At 70.0% G+C, this 12349-nt stretch carries 12 protein-coding genes; 10 read left to right on the top strand and 2 right to left on the bottom strand.

Translation table 11 applies throughout. The features are described 5' to 3' along the window. The first annotated feature begins 49 nt into the window (after positions 1-49). The 9 genes from POL67_RS49300 (at position 50) to POL67_RS49260 (ending at position 10683) form a co-directional block, all read left to right on the top strand. The gene (locus POL67_RS49300; RefSeq protein ID WP_271929262.1) at positions 50-880 is read left to right on the top strand and encodes an EI24 domain-containing protein; all 831 of its coding nucleotides are present in this window, start codon (positions 50-52) and stop codon (positions 878-880) included. 60 nt (positions 881-940) lie between these two features. After that, positions 941-1975 (top strand): uroporphyrinogen decarboxylase, encoded by a 1035-nt coding sequence (gene hemE, locus POL67_RS49295; protein WP_271929260.1) that lies wholly within the window; start codon positions 941-943, stop codon positions 1973-1975. Then, positions 1972-3408 (top strand): protoporphyrinogen oxidase, encoded by a 1437-nt coding sequence (gene hemG / locus POL67_RS49290; RefSeq protein ID WP_271929257.1) that lies wholly within the window; start codon positions 1972-1974, stop codon positions 3406-3408. The genes hemE and hemG overlap by 4 nt, the downstream gene beginning before the upstream one ends. Positions 3409-3437: 29 nt before the next feature. After that, entirely contained in the window at positions 3438-4289 is an 852-nt protein-coding gene (locus POL67_RS49285; protein WP_271929255.1) for a class II glutamine amidotransferase, read from the top strand. 324 nt (positions 4290-4613) lie between these two features. Beyond that, positions 4614-5519 (top strand): GGDEF domain-containing protein, encoded by a 906-nt coding sequence (locus POL67_RS49280; RefSeq protein ID WP_271929252.1) that lies wholly within the window; start codon positions 4614-4616, stop codon positions 5517-5519. 77 nt (positions 5520-5596) lie between these two features. Next, entirely contained in the window at positions 5597-6946 is a 1350-nt protein-coding gene (locus POL67_RS49275; RefSeq protein ID WP_271929249.1) for an aspartate aminotransferase family protein, read from the top strand. Between the two features lie 60 nt (positions 6947-7006). Further along, positions 7007-8122, top strand: coding sequence for a LuxE/PaaK family acyltransferase (locus POL67_RS49270; protein WP_271929247.1), 1116 nt, complete (start codon positions 7007-7009; stop codon positions 8120-8122). Further along, positions 8119-9204 carry an acyl-CoA reductase gene (locus POL67_RS49265; protein WP_271929244.1) on the top strand — a complete coding sequence of 362 codons (1086 nt, stop codon included), beginning with the start codon at positions 8119-8121 and terminating at the stop codon, positions 9202-9204. The genes POL67_RS49270 and POL67_RS49265 overlap by 4 nt, the downstream gene beginning before the upstream one ends. Positions 9205-9261: 57 nt before the next feature. Then, the gene (locus POL67_RS49260) at positions 9262-10683 is read left to right on the top strand and encodes a GAF domain-containing protein (RefSeq protein ID WP_271929241.1); all 1422 of its coding nucleotides are present in this window, start codon (positions 9262-9264) and stop codon (positions 10681-10683) included. Positions 10684-10783: 100 nt separating this feature from the next. On the opposite strand, the gene POL67_RS49255 is transcribed toward POL67_RS49260, so the two are convergent. Next, positions 10784-10918 carry a hypothetical protein gene (locus POL67_RS49255; protein WP_269749842.1) on the bottom strand — a complete coding sequence of 45 codons (135 nt, stop codon included), beginning with the start codon at positions 10916-10918 and terminating at the stop codon, positions 10784-10786. Positions 10919-10976: 58 nt separating this feature from the next. Here POL67_RS49255 and POL67_RS49250 point away from each other — a divergent pair, with 58 nt between their 5' ends. Continuing rightward, positions 10977-11348 carry a (2Fe-2S)-binding protein gene (locus tag POL67_RS49250; protein WP_271929235.1) on the top strand — a complete coding sequence of 124 codons (372 nt, stop codon included), beginning with the start codon at positions 10977-10979 and terminating at the stop codon, positions 11346-11348. On the opposite strand, the gene POL67_RS49245 is transcribed toward POL67_RS49250, so the two are convergent. After that, on the bottom strand, positions 11300-12184 hold the full coding sequence (locus tag POL67_RS49245; RefSeq protein WP_271929232.1) for a radical SAM protein: 885 nt from the start codon (positions 12182-12184) through the stop codon (positions 11300-11302). The two genes, POL67_RS49250 and POL67_RS49245, sit on opposite strands and share 49 nt — an antisense overlap. Positions 12185-12349: the final 165 nt, after the last annotated feature.

The following is a 12349-nucleotide window of genomic DNA, read 5'->3' as shown; positions in this document are numbered from 1 at the left end:
CGCGGAAGCCGTTGACCGGATGCCCGAGCGCTGGGACGTTCGTAGCCGAATGATCACCCCCGACGCATCCCCCGGCGTCCCCGCCGCGCCCGTTCAGAGCCCGCCCGCAGCGCTCGTCCCGTTCGAACGCCCTGGCTTCGGCGCGGGCCTCAAGGCTGTGCTCGGCGGATACGGCTACCTCTTCCGCACGCCGGACCTCTGGCCGCTCGCGCTCATCCCGACGGGCATCGCGCTCGTGCTCTCGATCGTGCTCGGCATCTCCGGCGTGAAGCTCGCGCCTGCGCTCGTCGCGCTGATCGTGAAGGAGCCCGGGACGGGCGCGCTGTGGACGGTGCTCGGCGTCGTGCTGCAAGTCTTCTCGATCGTGGTGATGCTCGTGGCCGCGCTCGCCGTCTCGTTCGCGCTCGCGAAGCCGCTCTCAGGGCCCGCGCTCGAGCGGATGGTGCGGCGCGCCGAAGCCGATATGGGCGCGCCCACGTGGCCCGAGGTCGGCCTCCTCGACGACATGTGGCGCGCGCTGCAGTCGTCGCTCGTGGCGCTCGCGGTCACCGCGCCGATCCTCATTTTGCTCGGCGTTCTGAGCTTCTTCTTCGCGCCGTTGAGCGTCGTCGCGTTCCCGCTCCAGCTCGCGGTGGCGGCCCTCGCCGGGGCGTGGGACCTCTGCGACTGCCCGCTCTCGATTCGTGGCGTGCCCGTGGGCGCGCGCATCGAGTTCGTGCGTCGGAACATCGGCGCCGTGATGGGCTTTGGCCTCGGGCTCGCGCTGCTCTCGTTCCTGCCGTGCACGCTGCTCATCGTGCTGCCGGCCGGCGTCCTCGGCGCGGCGCGGCTCGTGGTCATGCTGGAGCGATACGAGGCCGCAGGACAGCAGCCGCGCTGAGCCTCGGCGGGCCGCGCTTCGTCGTTGCCACGGGCGGGGCCCGAGGTCACTGTTCGGGCCATGTTCGATCGGTTTTTGCGCGCCTGCCGTCGCGAGCAGACGGACGTCACACCCGTCTGGTTCATGCGACAGGCCGGCCGCTACATGGCGGAGTACCGCGCGCTTCGGGAAAAACACACGCTGCTCGAGATCTGCAAGACGCCGGAGCTCGCGCTTGAGGTCACGCTGCAGCCGCTGCGGCTCGGCGTCGACGCAGCCATCCTGTTCGCCGACATCCTCCTGCCGCTCGAACCGATGGGCGCGCCGTTCTCGTTCGAGAAGGGCGAGGGCCCCGTGATCCACGCGCCGGTGCGCGACCGCGCGGACATCGATCGGATGCGCGTCTTCGAGCCGGAAGAAGGGCTCGGCTACGTGCTCGAAGCGATTCGCCTGATCCGGCGCGAGCTCGACGGCAAGACGCCGCTCATCGGCTTCGCGGGCGCGCCGTTCACGATGGCGAGTTACCTCGTCGAGGGCGGCAAATCGTCGGACTACTTCCGCACGAAGCAGCTCATGTGGGGCGACCCCGCGTCGTTCTCCCTGCTCATGAGCAAGATCTCCGAGGTCGTGCGCCGTTACCTGCACGCGCAGGTCGAGGCCGGCGCGCAGGCCGTGCAGCTCTTCGACTCGTGGATCGGCGCGCTCTCACCCGAGGACTACCGGACGCACGTGGCGCCGCACGTGAAGAACATCCTGCAGAGCGTCGAGAAGACGGGCGTGCCGGTGATCCATTTCGGCACGAACACGTCGACGCTGCTCGAAGCGCAGCGCGATTGTGGAGGCACGGTGATCGGCGTGGACTGGCGTTTGCCGCTCGGCGAGGCGTGGAAGCGCATCGGCTACGATCACGCGATCCAGGGCAACCTCGATCCACTCCTGCTCTGCGCTCCGCCTGACGTGGCCGCGGCGCGCGCGCGGGCCGTGCTCGCGGAGGCCGCCGGCAGGCCGGGGCACATCTTCAACCTGGGCCACGGGATCGTGCCGCAGACGCCGGTCGACAACGTGAAGGCGCTCGTCGACGTGATCCACGCCTACCGGCACGAGGGCGCGGCGTGACCGCTCGTCGCGTCGTCGTGGTCGGCGGCGGCGTGACCGGGCTCGTCGTCGCCTACCGCTTGCTCTCCGCGCAAACAGGTCCGCGATGCGAGGTCACGCTGCTCGAATCGCGGGCGCGGCTCGGCGGCAACATCCAGACCGAGCGCGAAGGCGGGTTCGTGATCGACGGCGGGCCGGATTCGTTCGTCATCGCCAAGCCGTTCGCCACGGATCTCTGCAAGGAGCTCGGCCTCGGCGAGCGGCTCATCGGGACGACGCCGAAGAACCGTCGCGTGTACATCCCGCGCCGCGGCGCGCTGCACACGATGCCCGAGGGGCTCGTGCTCGCGGTGCCCACGCGCTTCTTGCCGTTCGCGCGGACGCCGCTCTTCAGCCTGCCGGGCAAGGCCCGGATGGCGCTTGACCTCGTTTTGCCGCAGCGCCCGCGGGAAAAAGGCGACGAGTCGATCGGGAGTTTTTTGCGCAGGCGCCTCGGCGCGGAGGCGCTCGACGTGCTCGGCGAACCGCTGCTCGGGGGCATCTATGCGGGCGACGTCGACCTGCTCAGCATCCGCAGCACCTTTCCGCAGCTCGCCGAGCTCGAAGATCGCCACGGCAGCCTGATCCGCGGCGCGCTCGCCGAGCGCCGGAAAAAGCCGGCGACGAAAGGACCACCGCCCAGCCCGTTCCATTCGCTCCTCGGGGGCATGGGCGAGCTCATCGAGGCGCTCGCCCGGCGCATCGAGAAGGCGGGCGGCGACATCCGCGTGGGTGCGCCCGTCGTGTCGGTCGAGCGATCGAGCGGCGCGGAGGCGAACGCCCCTCCGCGCTGGGTCGTGCGGTACGGCGCGCGGGACGGGCAGACCGAGTCGATCGAGGCCGACGACGTAGTGATGGCGGCGCCCGCACACGCGGCGGCGAGCGCGCTCGGTGAGATCGACGCGGAGCTCGGCGCGCTCCTCCGCGGCATCCCGTACGTCTCGACGGGCACCGTCGTCCTCGCGTACGCGCGGCCCGACGTCCCGCACCCACTCGACGCGGTGGGTGTGGTCATCCCGAAAGACGAACGGCGTCGTATCCTCGCCGCGACGTTCATCTCCAGCAAGTGGGCGGGACGCGCCCCGCAGGATGCGGCGCTCGTGCGCGTGTTCGTGGGTGGGCACCGCGATCCCGGCGCGCTCGCGGCGAGCGACGAGGCGCTCGTGTCGCTCGCGCGCGAGGAACTCGGTTCGCTCCTCGGCGTCCGCGCCGCGCCCATGCTCGCGCGTGTTTTCCGCTACGAGCAGGCGAACGCGCAGCCGATCGTGGGGCACGCGGCGCGGGTGCGGCGGATCCGCGACATCGCGCGCAGGCTCCCCGGCCTCCACTTCGCGGGCGCTGCGTTCGATGGCGTCGGCATCCCCGACTGCGTGCGGCAGGCGAACGAGGCTGCGGCGGCCGTCGCGGCGCGCTGAGTTTCGCCTATACTCCCAGGCGCGCGGAGATGTGCGAGCTACTCGGGATGGAGTGCAACGTCCCCACGGACATCGTCTTCTCGTTCTCTGGCTTGTGCCAGCGAGGCGGGAAGACGGGCCCGCATGGGGACGGCTGGGGCCTGTCGTTTTACGAGGGGTACGCCGCGCGCGTGTTCCTCGAACCGACATCGGCGGCCGCGAGCCCGCTCGCGCGGTTCCTCGCGCAAAACCCGATCAAGACGATGCTGGCGATCGGCCACGTCCGCAAGCGGACGCGCGGGCCCACGAGTCTCGCGAACACGCATCCGTTCGTGCGCGAGCTTTGGGGCCGACACTGGGTCTTCGCGCACAACGGCACGCTGCCGCGCGTGCGCCAGCGCAAGCTCGGCCGCTTCACGCCGATCGGCACGACCGACAGCGAGTACGCCTTCTGCGTCCTGCTCGAAGAGCTTCGCCGCACCTTCGACGATTATCCGCGCAGGCCGAGCGAGCTCTGGCAGACCGTGGCAGACGCCGGCGCGCGTATCGCGAAAGACGGTACGTTCAACTTCCTGCTCGGTGATGGGCGGCACCTGTTTGCCCGTTGCGGCACGCGGCTCTGCTACATCATCCGAAAGGCGCCGTTTGGCCTCGCGCACCTCGCGGACGAGGACCTCGCGGTCGACTTCTCGGCCGTGACCACGCCGCGTGATCGTGTGGCGGTCGTGGCGACGGCGCCGCTCACGAAGAACGAGACGTGGACGCAGGGCAAACCCGGGGAAATGTGGGTTTTCGATCACGGCCGGCTGCTCGCGACGTTGCCGTCGGGCACGCCGGATCGAAGGCCCGCGCGGGCCGAACGCGAGCTACGCGCGAGCGCGGCGCGAGACCTCACGGCTTGAGCGACTTCTTTCGAAGTCGTCCTGGGCGCACGAGTCCGTCGCTGCTGTCCGGACCACGCGCCTTGCATTCGTACAATCGTCGCACAACAATGTCGCAAACCTCGCCGTGGAGCCTGGGCAACCAGGCCCTGGAGACGAGACACGGCAAGGACGAAACCCAGTAATCGAATTCACCTTGACGCCTGTGCGGGGGGATGGATACGCTGAAGCTGGAAGATCGGCTGGATCCGGGTGATTGAGCTTGGAACGGGCTACTTCCGAGGGGCCCCGCTTCGATTGCTTCCCGACGTGACCGAAGTAGCAGGCAGACCGGGCTGAAACCGCGTGAACGACTTCGACGAAAAGACTCGCGTTACCACGGTGGTGCAGCCCCCGCCGGGTGGGGGTGAGGCGCCTCGGCTCGGGACCGACTGCCTCGTCGTCATTTACACGAAGGAGCCGACGCTGCTCGGCAAGCGCTTCGTGCTCGAGCACAACCCGACGCGGGTCGGTCGTGGCGCGGACAACCATGTGGTCCTCGACGGCGACTCGGTGTCGCGGCGCCACGCGCAGTTCCGCCAGCAGGGCGGCTACTGGGTCGTCGTCGACGACGGCAGCACGAACGGCACGTACTGCAACGACGAGCAGATCTCGCGCGAGGTCGTCCTGAAGAACGGCGACCGTGTGAAGATTGGCCCGACGATCTTCAAGTTCCTCTCCGGGGCCGACGTCGAGGCGCAGTACCACGAAGAGATCTACCGGATGACCATCATCGATGGTCTCACGCAGATCTACAACAAGCGCTACCTCTACGAAGCCCTCGAGCGCGAGATCATCCGCGGCCGCAGGCACGATCGGGATCTGTCGATCCTGATGTTCGACATCGACCACTTCAAGCGCATCAACGACGTGCACGGCCACCTCGCGGGCGACTACGTGCTGAAGGAGGTCGCGCGTGTCGTGCAGTCGCGCATCCGCCGCGACGAGGTCTTCGCACGGTACGGCGGCGAGGAGTTCTCGATCGTCCTGCCCGAGACCTCGCTCGAGGGCGCCGTCGCGCTCGGCGAGACGCTGCGGCAGAAGGTCGCGGACAACGCGTTCGTTTTTCAAGCCGACAGCATCAAGGTGACGATCAGCCTCGGCGCCGCGCTCCTGCAGGAGAGCGATCGCTCGGCGCAGGACCTCATCAAGCGCGCCGATGAGAAGCTCTACATGGCGAAGAGGACCGGCCGAAACAGGCTGTGCTCGTAACCCCGAGGTCCTTGGTTCCGAGAGGACGCTCGTGTCCACCGCTGCTCGCCGCGCTCGTGCGTGCTAGGTGAAACGACATGCCCCTGAGCGAGTTTCCCGCCCCCGCAGAGGAACTGACGGGTGATCAGCTCCCCGAGATCCGTGTGCCGCCTCCGGGCCCTGCGTCGCGTAGCCTCCTCGGCAGGCTCGAACGCGTCGAGTGCCCGGCGTTCGGCACGCGGCGCAAGACGCGCGAGGAGACGAGCGGCGCAGAGATGGCGCCGATCGTGCTCGCCTCGGGCAAGGGCGCGAACCTGTTCGACGTCGATGGCAACCGCTACGTCGACCTCGTGGCCGGCTTCGGATCGCTCCTGCTCGGGCACGGCGCGACGAGCGTGACGCGCGCGATCGAGGCGCAGTCCGATCGGCTCATCCAGGCGCTCGGCGACGTGTACGCTGCCGACATCAAGGTCGCACTACTCGAACGGCTCGCGTCGCTACATCCAAGCGTGGCGCCGCGCGTGCTGCTTTGCCAGAGCGGGAGCGACGCGATCACTGCCGCGCTGAAGACGGTGACGCTCGCCACGGGCAAACCCGGCGTCGTCGCCTTCGAGGGCGCATACCACGGCCTTGGATACGGGCCGCTCGCCGCGCTCGGGCTGCGCGAGAGTTATCGCGAGCCGTTCAACCTCCAGCTCAACCCGCACGTCTCGTTCGCGCCGTATCCCGCGGCGGAGGCCGATCTCGATCGTTCGCTCGGCGCCGTGGAGAAGGCGCTCGCGGCCGGCAACGTCGGCGCGGTGCTGGTCGAGCCGATCCTTGGGCGCGGCGGCATCATCGTGCCGCCCGAGCGGTTCTTGCGGGACCTCTGCGAGCTCGCGCATCGGCACGGCGCGCTCGTGATCGCCGACGAGATCTGGACCGGGCTCGGTCGTTCGGGCTCGATGGTGCGATCGACGGCCGTGGGCGCAGCGATCGACGTGCTCGTGTTCGGCAAGGGCCTCGGCGGAGGTTTGCCGATCGCGGCGTGCATCGCGGCGGATGAGGTCATGCAGGCATGGGCGCGCGAGGGCGAGGTCGTGCACACGTCCACGCACGCGGGCGCGCCGCTCGCGTGCGCGACGGCGATCGCCACGCTCGACTCGCTCCGGTTTCGGCAGCTCGTCAACAAGACGCGTGAGATCGGCGCGCGGACGAAGGAGTACCTCACGGCGGTGCTCGCGGGCGTGCCAGGTGTCGTCGACGTGCGCGGCGAGGGCTTGATGCTCGGCGTCGCGTTCGAGAGCGGCGCGCTCGCCTTGCAGACGATGCGGCGCATGCTCGAAGCCGGGTACGTGGTGATCACGGGCGGGCAGAAGGGCGAGGTGATCACCTGGACGCCGCCGCTCACGATCGCCGAGGAGCAACTCACGGCGGCGGCGAACGCGATGAAGGCGACGCTCGCCTGACGGTTCGAGCGAAGTCCGCTCGCTTGGCGGCCTTGCCTCGCTCCTGCTAGGAATCGCCGCGTGACGGTACGGCCTACGAGCGAAGCGCTGCATGGGCGCGTGCGGGCGTTCGTCGAGGGGATCTTGCGCGGCGCGCCGCCCGAGTCCTTCGACGACCTCGCACTTGCGCTCGCGCGTTTCCAGGCCGCGCACGTGCCTGCCCTCGGGCGCCTCGTCCGCGCGCGGGGCATCGACCTCGCGAGCGCGCGCGACGCGGCCGTGATCCCCGCGCTGCCTTGCGACGTCTTCCGGCTCGCGCGCATTGCCGCGCATGCGCCCGATGAAGACACGCTCGTGTTTCGGACGAGCGGCACGTCCCAGGGCAAGGAAGCGCGCGGGGAGCATCCGTTCCGCACCACCGCCACGTACGAGCTCGTCGCGCTTCGTTGGGGCGAGCGGATGCTCTGGCCCGATCGTCAAGACCTTGGCGTCCTTGTGCTCGCGCCGTCCATCGAGGAGGTCGCCGACTCGTCGCTCGGCTTCATGCTCGATCTCTTCGCCCGCGAGCTCGGTGGTCCTGTGAGCTTCCACGTGCGCAGCGGCGTGCTCGACATCGAAGGCGTGGCGCGCGCCGCGGCCGAAGCACGTGCCGCAGGCAGACCTGCGCTTGTGCTCGGCGCGTCGTTCGCGTTCGTGCACCTGCTCGACGGCGCCGGGACGCGGGATCTCTCGCTCCCGCCGGGCAGCCGCGTCATGCAGACCGGCGGCTTCAAAGGTCGCTCACGCGAGGTCGAGCCGACCGAGCTCCGGCGCGCGATCGCCTCCCTGTTCGGCGTCCCCGGGGCCCACATCGTGGGCGAATACGGCATGACCGAGCTTTCGAGTCAGCTCTACGAAGGCACGCTCGCCGCCGCGCTCGGCGCTCGGTCCCCGGCGCGGCACGGCGTGTACGCGCCGCCGCCGTGGATGCGCGTGACCGCCTGCGATCCCACGACGCTCGCGCCGCTCTCGCCGGGTGAGACGGGCATCCTGCGGTTCGTCGATCTCGCGAACGTCGACTCGTCCGTGGCGATCCAGACGTCGGACCTCGGGCGCGTGACCGACGACGGGGTCGAGCTCTTCGGCCGCGCGCCGGGCGCCACGCCGCGCGGATGCTCGCTCGCGATCGACGAGGTTCTCTCGCGCGGTTCGTCATGAGCGCCGAGGCCGAGGCGAGGGCGCGTGTCCTCCGCGTAGTCGCCGCGGGCAGGCGCATCCAGGATCCGAACGATCCGCTCGGCGCCGAGGCACGTGCGCGTTTGCCCGAGGTCACCGGCCTCGATCCGAAGGGCGTCGAGCTTGCGCTCTCGGCGCACCTGGAGACGCAGCCGACGGACGCCGAGATCGACACGCTGCTCGCGCGCACCGGCCGCGCGCCCCGCTGCCACCTCGTCCTCGCAGCCAACGTCTGCACCGCGCCGCTCCGCGCGCTCGCGCTTGCCGCCGCGACCTCACCTGACATCGTCGTGCGTCCCTCGCGCCGTGATCCCGTGGTCACCGACCTCCTCGTCCGCGCGCTTGCCGCCGACGAAACGTTCGTCCAGACGCACCACGCCTCCCTCACGCGTGCCTCCACCATCTCACCCGCGCCAGGCGACGAGCTGCACGTCTACGGCTCGGACGCCTCGATCGAAGCCGTCACACGAAGCCTTCCGGCGGGCGTTTGCGTGCGGGGACATGGCACCGGCATCGGGCTCGCGGTCGTTGGAGCCGACGCCGCGCTCGACGACGCTGCCGAGGCCCTCGCGCGGGACGTCGTCCCCTTCGATCAACGCGGGTGTTTGTCTCCGCGCTTCGTCCTCGTCGAGGGCGGAGAACCCCACGCGGAACAGTTTGTCCAAGCGCTCGATGCCGCCCTCGCCCGCACCGCTGCGCGTATCCCCCGCGGCCCCCTCGATCCCGCGCTCGCTGCCGAAATCACGCTGTACGGCGCCTCGATGGAGGCCGTCGGCCTCTTCCTCGCGCGCCCCTCGCATGCCGTCGGCTTCGACCCTTCCCCACGAGCGCTCGTCTTGCCGCCGGCTGCGCGCGTCGTTCACGTCGTCGCGCTCGCGCTCGAACAAGCGCCGCAGCTCCTCGCCCCGTGGGCGCCGTTCGTCACGGCCGTGGGCTCGTCGGACGACGGTGCCCTCGCGCGCGCTGTCCTCGAACGCGCACCGTTTGCGCGCTGCTCGCCGCTCGGCGCGATGCAGCGCCCGCCCCTCGATGGGCCTGTGGACTTGCGCCCGTCCCGCGCATGATCGGGACCTCCTGCGACCGCTTTCCAAGACCGTCCCTCCTGGTATGGTACGGCCCGAATGCCGTCGCGTCCCTCCGACGAAGTCCTCGCCAACGACCCTGCGGTGACGCCGGTCGTCTCGACCTTGCCCCCGCCGCCGGAGTCGCAGAACCCCGTGCGCCGCGAGGTTCGCCTCGACCGCGTCCTCGACTTCGTTTCGTTTGTGGCCAAACCGATGCCCCTCTCGGTCCTCCTCGACGAGGCCCCGAAACGCATCGCCGCCATCGTCCAGGCCGAGATCGTCTCGCTCTACCTCCTCGAAGGGGACGGCGACGCGCTCGTCCTTCGCGGCAACGTCGGGTTTCCCGTGGGCGCGCGCGGCACCGTGCGCATGTCCGTCGGCGAAGGCCTCACGGGGACGGCCGTCGCGACCAGGCGGCCCGTCGCCGTCGTGAAAGCGCCCGGCGATCAGCGCTGGCGCGCGTTTCCGTTCATCGACGAGGACCGTTACCCCGTCTTTCTTGCCGTCCCCATCCTCGGCTTCGACCGCGTGCTCGGCGCGATCGTCGTGCAGCGCGCGGGCGACAAGGCCTACCGCCCGAGCGACGTCCGGCTCCTCGTCGCGCTCACCGCGCCGATCGCCTCGGCGATCCGGCATGCCGAGGTTCTCCGCGAGCTACGCGACAAGAAGCTTCGCCGCACAGGCGGCGGCACCCGCAAGGTCACGCTCCCCGGCGTCCCTTCGGTTCCGGGCCGATCGCTCGGCGCCGTCGCGGCCCTGCGCCGCCCGGCCACCTCGCCGCAGCGCAAGGCCACGGGCGAGGATCCGAAGCTCCTCCGTGGTGCCTGGAGCGCGGCCGAGAAGGCGCTCTCGGCGCTCGTCGCCCGCGCGGGCAAGCTCGGGCTCTCGCGCGAGGCGGCGTTCCTCTCCACGTACGAGCTCATGATCGGCGACCTGCGCCTTCGTCAGCGCGCGTCCGAGCTCGTCGCCGAGGGCCACGGCGTCGCGCAGGCGCTCGGCCTCGTCGCGCGTGAGGGCGTGCGCGCGGCGAACGGCATCGTCGGGGATCCCTTCCTGCAGGAGCGCGCCCGCGACATGGAGGACCTCTGCGACGCGCTCGTCATGCTCGCGTCGCCCGACGCGCGCGCGGAGCTCCCGACAAAGGCCGTGCTCATCGGCGATCGGCTCACCGTGTTCGACCTCGTCGTCTCGGCGCGCACGCATCCCGTGGGCGTCGTGCTCAGCGAGCGCGCCTCGGATCCCCGCACGCCGGTGCTCTTGCGGCTGCTCGGCTTGCCGTCGATCACGCAGGTCGAGGGCCTCTTCCAGTGGGCGTCGCCCGGCGACGTCGTGCTGCTCGACGCGGATCACGGCTTCCTCGTGATCAACCCGTCGCGCGCGGAAATGGCCACGCTCCGGGCCGAGCGGAAGAAGGGCAAAGCGCCGCCCGACGTGTCCGAAACGACCGAGGCCGAGGTTGAAAGCGACCCGATGGAATGAAGCTCTGGCGCGCGGCGTGATCACGCGCGCTTCGTTGGTCGTGCCGTCGAAAATGTCCGTCCGGTGCCGTGCGCGTGGGACGCACGGCACGGACGTGACTTCAGGATGCCGACTTCGGCGCGGGGCTCTGCTGCGCCTGCGTCTGGGCTTCGGCAGCCTTCTTCGCGCGCCAGCGGGCGAGCCTGCGCGTCTGGCGGACCTTCTCTTTGGCACGAACCTGCGGTTTCTGAGGCATGCGCCCCATATAGCCGATCCCCCCGGGGGGGCGCTACCATCCCGCGAGAGGTTCGTGCATGAAAACCCTGGTTTGCCGCTGTGAGGACGTGACGCTCCACGAGCTTGAAGCGGCCCTCGATCGTGGCTACCGCGACATCGAGTCGGTCAAGCGGTACACCGGCTTCGGGACTGGCTGGTGCCAGGGCAAGTGGTGCCTCGCGCTCTGCGCGCGCCTCGTTTCCGAGCGCGGCGGCGACGTCGACAAGCCCATCACCCCGAGGCCGCCGTACCACCCCGTCTCGCTCTCCGTCCTCGCGGGCCTCGACGACCTCGACCTGCCCGGCGGCGGCCCGCACCACGGCGAGGGCGGGGACACGGCCCCGAGGCCTGAATCTTCGTCTCACGCCGGCACGCTGTTGACCTCGTCCCCGCCGAAGCGATCCACGTAGTCGGGGCGCAGCCCCGGGCACGCCTCGAAGAACCGACAGCCCTCGCATCCTGCGGGCTTCACGCCACCCGTGAGGCGCGAGTTTTTCAGATCGAACACCTCGTCCGGCGTCACGACCCGCACGACGTCCGCGCCCGGGTGCCGCACGTGATCCTCGTACCCCGGCAAAAAGCACCGCGGGATGTGCAGCGCGTGCACCTCGTAGCCGCCTTTCCGCGCCGCCTCGAACGCCTCGCGCGCTTTCGCGGCCACGTCCGAAAGACGCGGGAGCTGGTCCACGTTCGCGCGGTTTCCGTCCGTCAACGACACGAGCCACAGCCGAAAATGCCGGATTCCCTGCGCGAAAAGCCCCTCGACCCACGCGCGCACGTCCCGGTACGTGTCCTCCTTCAGGATCAGATCCGCGATCGGATCGAGCCCCCGCGCGACGAGGTTCTCGATCGCCTTTCGCCGCAGCTCTGCCGTCCCTTCGCGTTGCACTGTCTCCTCGTAGGCTGCGTCGCTCGGCGCGTGCATCGACACGTGGAACTGATCCACGCCCGCTTCGGCGAGCAGCGAAAGGTACGGCGCATGCGCGTACCTGAGACCGTTCGACGCGACCTTCACGTGCTCGAACCCGCGCTTCTTCGCGTACCGCACGAGCGCTGGCAGATCGCTCCGGATCGTCGGCTCGCCGCCGGTGAACGCGACATCGCGGAAGCCTCGTGTGGCGGCCCGATCGATCTCCCGCGCCACCTGCTCCGTCGACAGCGCGCGACGCCGCATCGCCTCGGTGATCGTGCAGTAGGTACACGCGAGGTTGCAGTCGTAGCCGAGGACCACATCGAGCAGCGGCACCCCGTCATCGTATCAGACGACTCCCTGAGCCTTTCGACGCTCGGGGGCTACGCTTGGACAAGCCGAGCTACGCCCCGAACCTTTCGACGCTCGGGGCTACGCTTGGACAAGCCGAGCTACGCCCCGAACCCCCTTGCGCGCCCGCGGCCCCTGGTCCACGTTCCC

Origin of the sequence: Polyangium mundeleinium, assembly GCF_028369105.1 — a bacterium.
GTDB lineage: Bacteria > Myxococcota_A > Polyangia > Polyangiales > Polyangiaceae > Polyangium > Polyangium mundeleinium.
The sequence above is the reverse complement of the archived record's forward strand: the minus strand, read 5'-3'. Positions and strand labels throughout refer to the sequence as shown.